This is a genomic window from Mycobacterium intracellulare ATCC 13950, assembly GCF_000277125.1.
GTDB classification, from domain to species: domain Bacteria; phylum Actinomycetota; class Actinomycetes; order Mycobacteriales; family Mycobacteriaceae; genus Mycobacterium; species Mycobacterium intracellulare.
In genome coordinates this window covers 4,641,912-4,656,689 of sequence record NC_016946.1, presented here as the reverse complement: position 1 = coordinate 4,656,689, position 14,778 = coordinate 4,641,912, and the positions used below count along the sequence as shown (strand labels likewise).

General features: G+C 69.3%; 10 protein-coding genes. 5 read left to right on the top strand and 5 right to left on the bottom strand.

What is annotated here, in order from left to right:
• Positions 1–11: 11 nt before the first annotated feature.
• Positions 12–2,234 (bottom strand): FUSC family protein, encoded by a 2,223-nt coding sequence (locus OCU_RS46495; RefSeq protein WP_008260987.1) that lies wholly within the window; start codon positions 2,232–2,234, stop codon positions 12–14.
• Between the two features lie 81 nt (positions 2,235–2,315).
• Here OCU_RS46495 and galT point away from each other — a divergent pair, with 81 nt between their 5' ends.
• The 3 genes from galT to OCU_RS46480 all read left to right on the top strand — a co-directional run bounded on the left by galT (position 2,316) and on the right by OCU_RS46480 (position 5,403).
• On the top strand, positions 2,316–3,431 hold the full coding sequence (gene galT / locus OCU_RS46490) for a galactose-1-phosphate uridylyltransferase (RefSeq protein ID WP_014381169.1): 1,116 nt from the start codon (positions 2,316–2,318) through the stop codon (positions 3,429–3,431).
• Complete coding sequence (locus OCU_RS46485; protein WP_014381168.1) at positions 3,428–4,519, top strand: galactokinase; 1,092 nt, start codon at positions 3,428–3,430, stop codon at positions 4,517–4,519. Before galT ends, OCU_RS46485 begins: the two co-directional genes overlap by 4 nt.
• 200 nt (positions 4,520–4,719) lie before the next feature.
• Entirely contained in the window at positions 4,720–5,403 is a 684-nt protein-coding gene (locus OCU_RS46480) for a PAS and ANTAR domain-containing protein (RefSeq protein ID WP_014381167.1), read from the top strand.
• A 4-nt stretch (positions 5,404–5,407) separates the two neighbouring features.
• On the opposite strand, the gene OCU_RS46475 is transcribed toward OCU_RS46480, so the two are convergent.
• Both OCU_RS46475 and lpqN read right to left on the bottom strand, forming a co-directional pair.
• Positions 5,408–5,893, bottom strand: a complete 486-nt coding sequence (locus OCU_RS46475; protein WP_014381166.1) for a hypothetical protein — start codon at positions 5,891–5,893, stop codon at positions 5,408–5,410.
• A 37-nt stretch (positions 5,894–5,930) separates the two neighbouring features.
• On the bottom strand, positions 5,931–6,611 hold the full coding sequence (gene lpqN, locus OCU_RS46470; protein ID WP_041787106.1) for an envelope biogenesis lipoprotein LpqN: 681 nt from the start codon (positions 6,609–6,611) through the stop codon (positions 5,931–5,933).
• Positions 6,612–6,810: 199 nt separating this feature from the next.
• On the opposite strand from lpqN, the gene OCU_RS46465 reads away from it, so the two are divergent.
• Positions 6,811–9,456 carry a GH92 family glycosyl hydrolase gene (locus tag OCU_RS46465; protein ID WP_014381164.1) on the top strand — a complete coding sequence of 882 codons (2,646 nt, stop codon included), beginning with the start codon at positions 6,811–6,813 and terminating at the stop codon, positions 9,454–9,456.
• A 10-nt stretch (positions 9,457–9,466) separates the two neighbouring features.
• Here the strand turns inward: OCU_RS46465 and OCU_RS46460 are convergent, their stop codons facing one another.
• Complete coding sequence (locus tag OCU_RS46460; RefSeq protein WP_014381163.1) at positions 9,467–11,845, bottom strand: lysylphosphatidylglycerol synthase transmembrane domain-containing protein; 2,379 nt, start codon at positions 11,843–11,845, stop codon at positions 9,467–9,469.
• Between the two features lie 145 nt (positions 11,846–11,990).
• Between OCU_RS46460 and OCU_RS46455 the strand changes: the two genes are divergently transcribed.
• Entirely contained in the window at positions 11,991–12,938 is a 948-nt protein-coding gene (locus OCU_RS46455) for a class I SAM-dependent methyltransferase (RefSeq protein ID WP_014381162.1), read from the top strand.
• A 539-nt stretch (positions 12,939–13,477) separates the two neighbouring features.
• Here OCU_RS46455 and OCU_RS46450 read toward each other — a convergent pair.
• Positions 13,478–14,734 carry an HNH endonuclease signature motif containing protein gene (locus OCU_RS46450; RefSeq protein ID WP_036459812.1) on the bottom strand — a complete coding sequence of 419 codons (1,257 nt, stop codon included), beginning with the start codon at positions 14,732–14,734 and terminating at the stop codon, positions 13,478–13,480.
• Between the last annotated feature and the right edge of the window lie 44 nt (positions 14,735–14,778).

The window sequence follows — 14,778 nt, the reverse complement described above, 5'->3', positions numbered from 1 at the left end:
AGCAAAGCGCCTCAGCGTGACGCGGGCTCGGCCGTCCGCACGCGTTCGCGTCCACCGAGGTTGGTGGCGGCGGTGATGACGGCCCGCTCGATCTGGCGAAGGGCGTGCACCGCGGTGAGGTACCGCCGGGTCTCGGGCCGCGGCTCGGCGCCGTGGCCGTCGCCGTCCTGTTGTCGCGCCAGGGTTTCCGCGGCGTCGAGGTCGTCGGCCGCCGAGACCAGGGTCGGTGCGTGACCCCCCTCGATGGCCTCCTGCAACGCCTCGATGTTGCGTCGCGTCTGGGCGGCGGCCGCCGAAAACGCCTGCGCCAGTTTCGGGGCCGGCGGCGGTGACCCGACGGGGTCCCGATACTGCTCGCTGCTGCGTGCCAGGCTGCGGCCGTATTGGTCGCACGCGGTGAAGATGCCCAGGGCGCGGCGGATGCTGCGCCGCCCCGCGAGTCCGGCGACGCCCGCCAACAGCGGCTTGGCGGTGACCCGGAACTGCTGCAGATCCCGATCGACCTGACGCGCCTGCTCGGACGGGCTGGCGCCGCCCTCTCCGCACATGGTGGCGGCGCACACCTCGATCAGCGCCGACAGGCTCGTCAGGAAGGTGCGGGTGTCGGCGCGGATCGCGGTTCTGGTGTTCGTCGGCAACACGACGACGGCCACCGTCGCCCCGATGACGGCGCCGATCGCGGTCTCTTCGATCCGCAGCATGAGCACGCCGAAGGAGAACTGGCCGAGCAGGCCGTACAGCAGCGCCAGCATCGTGGTGATCCAGAAGGTCATCAGGCTGTAGGTGACCGTCATGAAATAGAAGGCGCAGAACAGACACACGAAAATGCCGGCGAGAGCGCCAATTTCGTGGCCGGTCAGCAGCGTGGCCACCAGCACGCCGGCGGGCACGCCGAGCAGGGTGCCGAGCAGGCGTTGCCAGCCCTTGGTCAGGGTTTCGCCCCACGAGTTGGTGCCGGCGAAGATCACGAACGCGGCGATCACCGCCCAATACCACCGGTCCGGCGAGACCAGCTCCCCGGTGACGATGGCCAGCGAGGCGGCGATACAGACCTGGATGGCTTGCCGGGTGGTCGGCAGCAGCCCGCCGGGGCGTGCCTCGTCGGCGGCCCCCTCCGGCGCGGCGCGCTCGTCGGCCGCCGGCCGCTCGCCGCCGGTTTCGTCAAGGGGGGCGCCGGCGGCCATCCGATCGACGATCGCCCGCACGTCGGACGTCGCCCCCGCGGCGTTGATGATCGCCAGGGCGAGGCGGCGGACCGCGGTGGCGCCCGGGTCGTCCTCGGCCGCGGCTCCAGCCTCGGGCAGCTCGTCCAGCAGCCGTTGCGCGCGGGCGGCCGCCCGCCGCAGCCCCTCGGGTTCGGGCAGGCGGATCGCGCGGGCCAGCTGCGAGAGCGCGTCGACGAGCGGGACCCGCGTGCCGATCGGGATGGATTCCGGGGCCTCACCCGCCACGGCGGCGGCCCGCCGACCGGCGGTGGCGACCCATTCGATGGCCAACTCGGCGTCCAGCAGCCAGGGGGCCAGCTGTTCGGCGGTGACGCCGGGCCACAGCGCGCCGGGATCGGCTTTGTCCTCGATCTGGCTCTGCACCAGCAGGGCGGTCTCGTTGAGCCGCGTGGTGCGCGCCCGCATGCGGCGGCGCCGCCGTTCGTCGAGGCGGCCCGTCCGCACCGCTTCGGCGGTGGTGTCGATGACGATCGCCATCCGCGCCCGCAGCGCCCGGATGGTGGCGCGCAGCACCCGCTCGGGGCGGTCGGGCAGCACGTAGGCGGTCATCACGTACGTGCACACCGTGCCCACCGCGACCGCCCCGATCATCCAGGGCAGCTCCGAGACGCGGGCCCGCAGGTACAGCGTGAAGAAGTACGACATGAACGCGACCATCCCCAGCGCCCTGCCGCGCGCCCCGAAGCGGCGGATGTAGGCCGCGGTGAACACGATCAGCACGAAGACGGCATCGCTGGCCACCACGTGCGGGGCCAGCAGCGCGGCGGCGGTGATGGCCAGCGCGGCGGGAACGGGCAAGAGCGCCATGGTGATTCGTTGCTGGCGCGGGTCGGGCTCGTTGACTGACCGCGACGCGACCATGGTGATGACGACGCCCAGCAGCGCGACGGTCAGGGGTTGTCCCGTCGCCCTGGTGAGGACGAAAAGGACCAGCAGCGAAAGGCCCAGCGCGGCCGTTGTCCGAGTCGCCATCCGCAGCCGAAGCAAGCCCGGATCGGAGCCGATCACCCAGTTGCGGGCGCGTTCGTACAGGACAGTTATTCCGGTGACCGCCTCTCTATCGCGTACCCCCATGGTTACCCGAACCGGGTGCCGGCGACCAAGCTAGTCTTCGACATCGTGACTGAGCCGACGCGAGCGAAGCTGGCTGACGGCCGTGACCTGCTGTTCTTCTCGCTGCCCGGGCATCGTCCGGCGCCGGTCGAGGACCGCCGGCCCCTGCCGCCGCGTACGGCCGAACAGTCGCAGTTGCGGTTCGACCGGACGACCGGGCAGTGGGTGATCGTCGCGGCGCTGCGCCAGGACCGCACCTACAAGCCGCCGCCCGACGCGTGCCCCCTGTGCCCGGGCCCGACCGGGCTGACCAGCGAGGTGCCCGCGCCCGACTACGACGTCGTCGTGTTCGAGAACCGCTTTCCCAGCCTGTCGGGCGCCGCGACGCCGCTTCCCGATCCCGGCGACGCCGACGGCTTCGTGTCGACCCCGGCGCCCGGGCGCTGCGAGGTGATCTGCTTTTCGGCCGATCACACCGGCTCCTTCGCGGCGTTGACGCCGGCGCACGCGCGGCTGGTGGTCGATGCGTGGCGCCACCGCACGGCCGACCTGATGGCCGCGCCGGGCGTCGAGCAGGTGTTCTGCTTCGAGAACCGCGGTGAGGAGATCGGGGTCACCCTCACCCATCCGCACGGCCAGATCTACGGCTATCCCTACCTGACGCCGCGGACGGTCGCCATGCTGGAGCAGGCGCGGGCGCATCGAAACACGCACGGCGGCAACCTGTTCGGTGATCTGCTGGCCCGCGAGGTCACCGATGGGGGCCGCATCGTCGCGCGCAACGAGGTGTTCACCGCGTTCGTGCCCTTCGCCGCGCGCTGGCCGGTCGAGGTGCACATCTACCCGAACCGGTTCGTGCCCAACGTGATCGGCCTCGACGAGGACGAGCTGGACGGGTTCGTGGCCATCTACCTTGACGTGCTGCGGCGCTTCGACCGCATGTATTCCACGCCGCTGCCCTACATTTCGGCGCTGCACCAGTATTCCGGGGCCGGGGTCCAGGCGGACGGGTACTTCCACGTCGAACTGATGTCCATCCGCCGCAGCGCGACCAAGCTCAAGTACCTGGCGGCCTCCGAATCGGCGATGGACGCCTTCATCGGTGACGTCACCCCCGAAAGCGTGGCGCAGCGGTTACGGGAACTGCAGTGACGGTGCGCTACGGCGCGCCGGGACGGATCAACCTGATCGGCGAGCACACCGACTACAACCTGGGTTTCTCGCTGCCGATCGCCTTGCCGCAGCGCACGGTGGCGACGTTCAAGCCCGGCCCCGGCGACGCGATCACCGTGACCAGTGAGCGCGCGGACGCCCCGGTGCGCATTGCGCTCGGCACCGCCCCGGGGGAGGTGACCGGTTGGGCGGCCTACGTGGCCGGGGTGATCTGGGTGCTGCGCCAGGCGGATTACCCGGTGCCCGGCGGCACGATGTCGATCACCAGCGACGTGGAAATGGGCTCGGGCCTGTCCTCCTCGGCGGCCTTGGAATGCGCGGCGCTGGGGGCGATCGCCTCGGCCGCGGGCGTGCGCATCGACCGCAAGCACCAGGCCCGGCTCGCCCAGCGCGCCGAAAACGAGTACGTGGGCGCCCCAACGGGTTTGCTCGACCAGCTCGCCTCGCTGTTCGGCCGGCCGGCGACGGCGGTGCTGATCGACTTCGCCGACCTCGCCGTCTCGCCGGTGGCTTTCGACCCCGACGCCGCCGGCGTCGCCCTGCTGCTGATCGACTCCCGGGAGCGCCACAGCCATGCCGGCGGTGACTACGCGGCGCGGCGCCAGTCGTGCGAGCGCGCCGCCGCCGACCTCGGGGCGTCGTCGCTGCGCGAGGTCGGCGATCGCGGGCCCGCCGACCTGGGCGCCGTGCGGGACCCGGTCGATGCCCGTCGCGCCCGCCACGTGCTGAGCGAGAACCAGCGGGTCATCGATTGCGTTGCGGCACTGGGCGATGGGAACTACGCCGAGGCCGGGCGGATCTTCACCGCCTCGCACGCCTCCATGCGTGAGGACTTCGACATCACCACCGAACGCATCGACCTGATCGCGGCGGCAGCGGTGCGCGCGGGCGCGCTGGGGGCCCGGATGACCGGCGGCGGATTCGGTGGCTGCGTGATCGCGCTGGTGCCGATCGCGCGCGCGGGGGCGGTCGCTGAGGCGGTGCGGCGCGCCGTGGTCGACGCCGGCTTCGAACAACCCGTCGTCACCCGGACCCGGGCGGCCGCCGGCGCGGGTTCGTGCCAGTGAGCGCGCCGAAAACTTACTCGCCCGGCAATTTCTTGATTTCCGCAGTGACCACCGGTCAGAAACTGTAATCTCACGGCCATGGGGGTATCTCACTCCTGCATGTGCAGTTCCGGATTTCCCGCCCGGGGGTCGGCGATCCATTCGAGATCGCCCATGCACGCTGTTACCGGTCCGCTTGCCGTCGACGCGAAAAACCCACCGTGGCTTGGGAATTAGACCGCCAGGCCGCGGCGATCGAGCGCGGTTTGGCCGGCGCCGTTCCGCAGCGGGCCGGCTGGTTCCGCTTCTACTTCGAGGGCCACCGCTGGGTATGGTCCGACCAGGTCCAGCGCATGCACGGTTACGAGCCCGGCACCGTGACCCCCACGACCGAGCTGGTGCTGTCGCACAAACACCCGGCGGACCGGCCCCAGGTGATCGACGGGATCAACGACATGATCAGGCGCCGTCAGGCGTTCAGCGTGCGGCATCGCATTGTGGACACCCGCGGGCTCATCCACCACGTCATCGTGGTGGGCGACCGGTTCTGCGACGACAACGACGAGGTCGTCGGGACCCACGGCTTCTACATCGAAGTCACGCCGCCGCCCGCGCGCAACCGGGAGGATTCCATCAGCGCCAAGGTCGCCGAGATCGTCGGGCGCCGCGGCGTCATCGACCGCACCAAGGGGATGCTGATGCTGATCTACGGTATCGACGAGGACGCCGCCTTCACCATGCTCAAAACGCTGTCCCAATCGAAAAATACGAAGCTCGGGGTGCTGGCCCAACGCATCGCCGACGACTTCACGGCGCTGGGCAAGGAAGTCATCACCGCGCGTTCGCGCTTCGACCGGTGCCTGCGTGCCGCGCACCTGCGGGCGCCCGACCACCCCGCCGGCTGAGCGGCTAGCCGACCGGACTCAGCCGGACGGCCCCCAGGTGGAGCCGGTCGACCGCCTCGGCGAACTCGTCGCGGGTCGGAATGCGGCGATCGCGGAACTTCAGCCCGATCATGCGCTGCGCCCGCGCCACGCCATACGACTCGGCGGCGCGCAGCAAGAGATCGGAGACCGCGGCCCGGTCGCGGATGAGCTCGCCGCGCATCGCCGTCGTCGTGCCGTCGTACACCACATCGACGGGGCCGCCGTCGCGGAAGTTCTGCTTCCACGGCGCGCCGGTCAGCGCGTAGAGCTGACCGTCAATCAGGTGCGCGCTCAACGGAATTGAGTACGGACGCCCGGTCTTGCGCCCGGTGAAACTCAACACCATGAATTGCTTGCGCGCGGCGCCGGCAAGGGGGCTGCGCAGCAAAAGCCCCATCACCGGGTTGACGAGACGCAATAACGCCGACGGCGGATGCCCGGCATCGACCGCATATGACTGCTCTGCCATGCGTTTACCGTAGATCCCTGCGGCGCCGCACTACTTCTCAGCCGGTGATGGTGGTCTTTTCGTCGATGACCATGGCGGCGTCGATCAACGAGGCTTGATCGCTCTGAAGTCCATCGGCTTTGAGCAGGAGCACATAGACCGCCCCCTGCGCGGGGATCACCACCGTTTTCTGCGCCCTGACGCGGGTGTTGCCGTCCTTTTGGTAGGTACCGCCCAGCTGCCAGGCCTGGAAACCGCCGAGCGTGGACGCGGAACCAGCACCACCCTGGCCTTGGTATCCGGGCAGATTCTGCACCTCGCCCGGGGCGTATTGAAGGACCTTCGCCGGGTCGACGTTGCCGGTGAGCTTGGAGAACAGCGTCGCGATGGTGGGCGGATCGGAGGGATTGGCGGGCTGGCTTTGCACGATGCCGCCGTAGGAGGTGCCGGAGTCCTGGGTGAGTTGCCAGCCTGGGGGCACCGGCAGGTCGACGTTCGGACCGGGATCGCCGTGGTGGACGGGCGTCTGCGAGATGTTGTTGTCCTTGACGTAGTCGGCGATCGTGTAGTGGGCTTTCGCCGCCGGCGCCGCGCTGGTCTGCGACGAGGTCCCCGAGGAAGTGGACGTCGACGCCGACGTGGACGTAGTCGTTTTGTCAGCAGACTTGCGGTCGTGGCCGCAACCGACAAGCGCAAAACTCAGCGCCAAGGAGATGATTGCTAGAGGCAAGTGTTTCATTTATCCAGGCTTTCCCGAGAATTGGGCCGATACCAGCGCCAGCCACGCTGGATGACAGTAGCCGAAATGTGCCGCAAGTTTGCCGCTATCTTTTAGACATTTTGCTGCCTGTGCCGCGCCGGCCGCTCGTCAGTCAATTCATAGGGGAAACGCCACCGCAATGCGCCGCTGCGCGGTCGTATCGGAGTAAGAGACTTCTATGCGGTCACGAAGGGCGCTGATTGCGGTCATCGCGGCGTCGGCCGTCTTCATGACCTTCATCGCCGCCGCCCCGCCGAAGGGGTATGACGGCCCGCCCGTCTTCGTGGCCAATCCGGTCGACCACGTCGCGACGCTCATCGGCACCGGCACGGGCGGCGAGACGGTCGGCGAGATCAACAACTTTCCCGGCGCCACCGTGCCGTTCGGGATGGTGCAGTACTCGCCGGACACCGTCGGCAACTACGCCGGATACAACTACGACAACCCGCGCTCGACCGGGTTCAGCATGACCCACGCGTCGGTGGGATGCGCTGCGTTCGGCGACATCTCGATGCTTCCGGCCACCGGCGGCGTCGGCCCGCAACCCTGGAACGCCTGGGAGACGATCGCCCACGACGACACCGAGCAGGGCGTGCCCGGCTACTACGCCGTGCGGTTTCCCGACACCGGCGTGAGGGCCGAACTGACCGCCACCGCGCACACGGGCGTCGGGCGATTCAGCTACCCGCGCAACGGCCGCCCCGCCCTGTTGCAGGTCCGCTCGGGCTCGTCGTTGGCGGGAAACTCCCGCGCGACCATCCAGATCGGGGAGGACAACACCACCATCACCGGCTGGGCCACCAGCGGGGGGTTCTGCGACAAGCCGAACGCCTACACGGTGTATTTCGCCATGAAATTCAGCCGGCCCTTCACCTCCTTCGGATCCTGGGACGGCGCCACGGTCTACGCCGGTGCCCGCAGCGCGAACGCGCCGTACAGCGGCGGCTACGTCGAATTCCCGGCCGGCACGACGCTCGAGGTGCGCACCGCCATCTCCTACGTCGGCATCGAGGGCGCGCGGGCCAACCTGGCGGCCGAGGACGCCGCCGGCTTCGACGACGTGCGCGCCGCCGCCTCGCGGGAATGGAACGCCGCGCTTTCCCGCATCTCGGTGGCCGGCCGGAATGTCGACGATCTGACCACCTTCTACACCTCCCTGTACCGATCCCTGTTGCACCCCAACATGTTCAACGACGCCGACGGGCGCTACGTCGGGTTCGACGGCGCTATCCACACCGTGGCCGCGGGCCACACCCAGTACGCCAATTTCTCCGACTGGGACACCTACCGGTGCCTGGCGGCGTTGCAGGCGATGCTCTTTCCGGACCGGGCCAGCGACATGGCGCAATCGCTGGTCAACGACGCCCAGCAGAGTGGTTCGCTGCCGCGCTGGGCGTTCGCCAACGCCGCGACCGGCGAGATGACCGGGGACAGCGTGGTGCCGTTCATCGTCAGCCTGAACACGTTCGGGGCCAAGGACTTCGACGTCCGTGCCGCGTTGCGCTACATGGTGGACGGGGCGACCAAGGGCGGGGCGGGGCTGGCCGGTTACGTGGAGCGGCCGGGCATCGAGACCTACCTGCGGTTCGGTTATGCGCCGTTCACCCTGGTATTCGGCCGTAACGGCTGGATCGCCGACGCCTCGATCACGTTGGAGTGGTCGGTCGACGACTTCGCCATCTCCCGATTCGCCGACTCGCTCGGGGACGCCGCGACCGCCGCCGAATTCCAGAATCGGTCGCAGTACTGGCAGAACCTGTTCAATCCCACCACCCGATCCGTGGTGCCCCGCAGCTGGAGCGGGTTCTTCCGCCCCGGCCCCGCGGTCGTGGTGTCCCCGGAGAACTTCGGCCAGGTCGGGTACGACGAGGGCAACGCCGAGCAGTACGTCTGGTCGGTGCCGCACAACGTCGCGGGCCTGGTGACCGCCCTGGGCGGCCGCGCGGCCGTGGCCGACCGGCTCGATCGGTTCACCGAGAAGCTCAACGTCGGCCCCAACCAGCCCTACCTGTGGGCGGGCAACGAGCCGAGTTTCGGTGTGCCATGGCTGTACAACTACATCGGGCAACCGTGGAAGACCCAGCGCACGGTCGACCGGGTGCGTGGACTGTTCGCGCCGACCGCCGACGGGGAGCCGGGCAACGACGACCTGGGCGCGCTGGCCGCCTGGTACGTGTGGGCGGCGCTGGGCGTGTACCCGGCCACCCCGGGCACGCCGATCCTCACCGTGGGCGCGCCGCTGTTCGACCGAATCGAAATCGCGCTGCCCGCAGGCAAATTCCTCCGGATCTCCGCGCCGGGCGCGTCGGGGCCGCACCACCTCAAATACATCAGCGGCCTGAAGGTCGACGGCCGGCCCACCGAGCACACGTCACTGCCGGAGACGATCATCACCACCGGCGGCACGCTGACGTTCTCGCTCGCCGCCTATCCCGACAAGCGTTGGGGCACATCCGAAGCGGACGCGCCGCCGTCGTTCGGGGCGGGCAGCTCGGCGTTGACCGTCAACGTCGCTCAACCCGTCGTGACGATCGCGCCGGGGCGCACGGGCACGGTCACCCTCGACGCGCAACGGATGATCGACGGCCGCGACGTCCCCGACGGCTACACGGTTTCCGGCACGTCCACCGACGCCGGGATCACCGTGGCGCCCACGCCCGGCCGCTTCGGCAACGGCGGATCGGCCGCGGTTTCCGTCCCGATCACGGTGGCGCAGTCGGTTCCCGAGGACTACCACCTGGTGTACTTGACCACCACGGCCAGCGAAAGCGCGCGCAGGTCAACGGTTCTGGTGGTCACGCAGGCCGAATCCGGCAACTCCTGACCGGGATTCCTCAGATCATCTCGTTGGTGGTCAACCAGCGCATCACCGGCCACCCGACGAACACCGGCAGCCAGCAGGTCAGCATCCGGTACAGCAGCACCGACGGCACACCGATCGCCGCCGGCACCCCGAAGGCGGCCAGGCCACCGATCAGCGCCGCCTCGACGGCACCGACGCCGCCGGGGGTCGGGGCGGCCGAGGCCAGCGTCCCACCGACCATCGTGACGACCGTGACGGCGACGAATGTCGTTCCCCCGCCGAAGGCTTCGATGCTGGCCCACAGCGCGAGCGCCGCGCCGAGGGTGGTGCCCGCGCAGCCCAGCAGGATCAGCGCCAGTCGCCGCGGCTCGCGGGCGAGCTTCACCAGGTCGCCGACCACCTCGTTCAGCTTCGGGCGCACCTCGGTGGACAGCCACCGCCGCAGCGTGGGCACGAACAAGAACGTCCCGATGATGCCCAGCGCCACACCCGCGATCAGGTACAGCAGGGTCGCGCTCGGCACGAAATGGGAGAGATTCATCGAGGCGCCGGCGGCGGCGCTGAACACGACCAGCAGCGCGATATGGGCGATCACCTGCACCGACTGCTGCAGCGCCACCGCCGCGGTCGCCCGCATGGCCGACAGGCCGCTCTTCTGCAGAAACCGCGTCGACAGCGCCAGCCCGCCGACCCCGGCGGGCGTGGTGGTCGCGGCAAAAGTGTTGGCCACCTGGGCGATTGACAGCGTCCAGAAGTTCACCATGCCGTCGGCGCAGGCCCACAGCGCCGCGGCCGCACCGACGTAGGTGAGTGCCGACACCAGCAGGCCCACCAGCGCCCACGACCAGTTCGCCGTCTTCAGCTCCGAGAAGAACGTCGGTGCCGTGCTGATGAAGGGATACGCGACATAGACCAGCGCGCCGAATAGCACCAGCTGGATCATCTGGCTGCGGGTGAAGCGGGTGATGGTTTGCGGCTTGATCTGATCGGCGCCGGTTTGGCGCTTCACCTCCGCGCGTGCGGCGGAGATGACCGTGCCGGCGTCCGGCACCGACCGCCGAATGAACCGCGGCACAGCGACTTTGGTGAGCCGGCGGGACGCCGACAAAATGGTGTCCGCGCCGAACACCTCGATCGCGGCGCGCACCGCGGACTTCGGGTCATACAGCGCCGACGCCGTCACCAGCAGCTGCGCGATATCCGACTGCAGCTGGGCATCGGTCGCGCCGTACTCGGCGCTGCCGAAGCTGCCGAACAACACCGCGCCGTCGTCGACGGTGATGTGCTGGCTGCGCAGATCGCCGTGGGCGATCTGGCGGTCGTTGAGGATCCGCAGCGCATCCCACAGCCGGACGACGGGCGTCGTCGCCGCGCAGCGGTCGATGGGCGTGCCCCGAGCGGGCTTGTGCGAGTGCAGCATCCATCCCCGGTCCAACGGGGCGAGGGCGACCGTCGCGGTGTTGGCCAGGCCGGCGTCACCGATGGCGATCGCCATCAACGCGCGATGCTCCACCGCGCGGCGCATCGACGTCACCAGGGGAGCGGTTTCGGTGTCGCGCAGCTTCAGCTTCCCCCACAGCTGGCGTAGCGCACCGCCGCTGCGCTGGTGCGGGCCGTACAGCTCGACCAGCGCGGTCCGGCCGGAATCGTCGTCGCCGTCGGCCGAAAGAATGAGCGGGCCACGCCCGGCCGGCCGGACCACAGTGAGCCGCGAGACGACGAAGCCGGCTTTGGCCATCGCGCGCACCGCGGCGTCCAGCGGCACCTCGAGCGCGGGGGTGCCGACCACCAGCACCACCAGCGCGCCGACCACCCACCCGACCGCCAGTCCCACCAGCGATCGCGCCGGAACGACGGCGCTGATCACCAGGTGGATCGGGACGAAGGCCCACAGCAGCGTCCACCACCAGTGCCGCCAGCGCGCCGGCAGCCAGGGCCCCGACACCGTCAGCACCGCCGCCAGCATCCCGATCCACCGCGGGTCGTCTAGCAGCTGTGCCGGCAGCGTGCTCAGCCGGTCGTGGACGTCGAAGTGCCACCGGGGCGCCGCCAGGCCGGTGCCGCTAATCGACAAGAGCACGATCGCGCTCAGCCCCGCGGTCGCGTAAGCGCCCAGCAGTTTCCACTGCCCGGCGACGATCAGGCCGATGAGGATCATGAACGGTAGGGCCACGATCGCCAGCCCGTACGCCAGGTACACCACGTCGGATTGGGTGGGGGACAGGACGCCGACGATCTGCGAGACGGATTTCTCCAGCGCGATCCACTGCGGGCGGGTGACCAACGAACCCGTGATCACGAGCGCCAAAAAGAGCGAGGCCAGGACGAGTCGCAGGATGTCGTTGGTCCGTCGGGTCAGTGGCTGCAGCAGGCTGCCGGAAACGGGGATGTCGCGCCCGTCAACTCGCATGTATCAACGATCCTTCGGATTCGCCCCTGCCGATGGGCTCGCCGACAAGTTAACTTTAATACCCGGCTCGGGGACAGCTGCCACTCATCCGCCGCGCGTAGGGTCGGGTACGTAGCCCTGCTAGCGAAGTGGGAAGGACGTGCGCGTGGCCAGGACCGACAACGACAGCTGGGAGATCACCGAGAGCGTAGGGGCGACCGCCCTGGGCGTGGCCGCCGCCCGCGCCGCGGAGACCCGCGGCGAGAACCCGTTGATCAGCGATCCGTTCGCCCAGGTCTTCCTCGACGCCGCCGGTGACGGCGTATGGAACTGGCATTCGGCGGGGCGACTACCTGACGCTGTCGTCGAAGCCGAACCGACGCTGCCGCTGCAGATGCAATCGATGGTCGGCTACATGGCCTCGCGCACCGCGTTTTTCGACCGGTTCTTCCTCGACGCGACGGCCGCCGGCATCCGGCAGGCGGTGATCTTGGCCGCCGGTCTGGACGCGCGGTCGTGGCGGTTGGCCTGGCCGGCGGGGACGACGGTCTACGAGCTCGACCAGCCCCGGGTGCTGGACTTCAAGGCGTCGACGCTCGCCGAGCACGGCGCGCAGCCCGCCTGTCACCGCGTCCCCGTCGCGGTGGACCTGCGCCAGGATTGGCCGGAAGCGTTGCGGCAGGCGGGTTTTGACGTCAGCGCGCCCAGCGTGTGGTCGGCCGAGGGGTTGATGCCCTATCTGCCGGCCGCGGCGCAGGAGCTGCTGTTCGAACGCATTCAGGGACTCACCGTCCCCGGCAGCCGGGTGGCCGTGGAGGCGCTGGGCCCCAAGTTCCTCGACCCCCAGCTTCGCGCGAGGCGCCGGGAGCGGATGGATCGCATCGCGGCGCTGATGGCCGAGGTCGATCCCGACCGGCAGGTGCCGAGGACCGACGAGCTGTGGTACTTCGAGGAGCGCGAGGACGTCGGCGAGTGGTTCGGCCGTCATGGCTGGGACGTGACGGTGACACCGTCCGACGAGTTGATGGCCGGCTATGGCCGAGCGGCGGCCAAGGAGGTGCGGGACTACGTGCCCGGGAACTTGTTCGTCGCGGCGCAGCGGGCGGCCGGCTAGCGGCGGTCGCGAGGTCGGCGAAGCCGGACGCAGCGGGCCGCGGCCATCAAGTTAGCACGGTTAAACCGTTGTGCTACTTCAGCTTATCCGTTGGCCGGTCGATTATCGCTTTCTCTCGACATCCGTTACAGATATGCCATCGGCCCGGTCACGCGGTTGTACAGGTTCTCGCTCGTCGTCCATCAGGGTTCCCCCTTCGGCTGGCGGATCAGTCGGTACACGCTGCCGTGGACGGTATGCCGGTGGCGGGCCCGAACGGCCCTGCGGCGGTACGCATCCATGTCGACGTTGTTGCCGCACGATGGTGACGCCCAATCGTTATCGCTTCGACCTGTACTTCGAAGCCGACGAGTCGCCGGGTGCCGTCTTTATCAACGCCATAGATCAACCGGTCACGTCGACCAGTCGGTGCGTGATTGGCCGTCGGGCCCGATGGCCACGACGCGGTGGATAGCCGCGTAGTTTGAACGAACTGGGTTATGCCCCAAGGTGTTTGAGCTTTGACACAGTGCCAATAGCGAGTGAGCCCTGTGCCAGGGTTAGTTGTTTGTCGGTGGTGGTTGGGGTTGGAAGGGGTCATACCACCACCAGTCGGCCCGCTCACCGGTAGGTCCCGGACACGGTGGCACCGCGGGCGGGGGCCGGGTGGGTGGGTGCGCGAGTGAGCCCGGGCTCAGGATTTGGCCGGCCTCGCCGGTGACCACGAGAGCGTCTGCGGGTCCGGTGATGGTGATCAGGCCACGGTGGTGCAACCGGTGGTGATAGGGGCAGACCAGCACCAGGTTGGCCAACTCGGTGGGGCCGCCGTCTTCCCAGTGCCGGATGTGGTGGGCGTGCAAACCACGGGTGGCACCACAGCCGGGCACCGCGCACGCGCGGTCGCGGTGCTCGAGCGCGCGGCGAAGCCGCCGATTGATCACCCGCGTGGTCCGGCCGGCACCGATGACCTCGCCGTGGCGTTCGAACCACACCTCACAGGTGGCATCACAGGTCAGGTAGCGGCGTTCGGCATCGGGCAGCAGCGGACCCAGATGCAGCGCGGCGACGCGCTGCTCGATGTCGAGGTGTGCCACGACGGTGGTGTGCTGGCCATGCGGGCGGCGGGTGGCCTCGGCGTCCCAGCCCGCCTCGACCAGGCGCATAAACGCGTCGGCGGTGGTAGGCAACGGCGGCACCTGAGCACCGGCGTGCTCGCCATTGTCGTGGTCGCGCTTCCACTCGGCGATCAGCGCCTCACGATGAGACGCCAACGCCGCGTCGAACTTCGCCGCGTCGTGGTGTGGAAGTTTGATCCGGTAACAGCTGCCCGCCTCGTCGGTGGTCGTGGTGATCGAACGCTCGGGCCCAGGATCGGGGCGAGGTTCGGGTTGCGGTCGCGGTTCCAGCTTGACCGCGGTACGCAACTGGTTCACCGTGGCGACCGCGGCCAGCTGCGCGTAATGCTCATCAGATCCCTCGCCTGCGTGTGCGGCGATCACCCCGACCTGATCGGCCGACAGGCGACCCTCTCGCAGGCCGGCGGCGCAGCGGGGAAACTCCGTCAGCCGGCCAGCAATCGCGGCCAGCGTGTGCGCGTTGGCCGACGAGCAGCCCAGCTTCCAGGCCACCAACGCCGGCACCGACCGCGCCCCGGTCACACCGCACAATTGGTCGCGGTCGATCTCGGCGACGATCTCCACGATGCGCCCATCAATCGCATTGCGCTGACCCGCCAACTCCGCCAACTCCCCGAACAACACCTCAAGGCGGTCACTCGCAGTGACCACCACGGCCTCAGCGGACGCGGTCGACGACATGACCACATCATCACAGCCACCACCGACAAAACCGGGCCGCCCGA

Excerpts from the sequence above, each read along its gene's own strand:
- OCU_RS46450 (WP_036459812.1), bottom strand. The coding sequence starts at position 14,734 with ATGTCGTCGACCGCGTCCGCTGAGGCCGTGGTGGTCACTGCGAGTGAC.
- OCU_RS46460 (WP_014381163.1), bottom strand. The coding sequence starts at position 11,845 with ATGCGAGTTGACGGGCGCGACATCCCCGTTTCCGGCAGCCTGCTGCAG.
- OCU_RS46475 (WP_014381166.1), bottom strand. The coding sequence starts at position 5,893 with ATGGCAGAGCAGTCATATGCGGTCGATGCCGGGCATCCGCCGTCGGCG.
- OCU_RS46465 (WP_014381164.1), top strand. The coding sequence starts at position 6,811 with ATGCGGTCACGAAGGGCGCTGATTGCGGTCATCGCGGCGTCGGCCGTC.
- lpqN (WP_041787106.1), bottom strand. The coding sequence starts at position 6,611 with ATGAAACACTTGCCTCTAGCAATCATCTCCTTGGCGCTGAGTTTTGCG.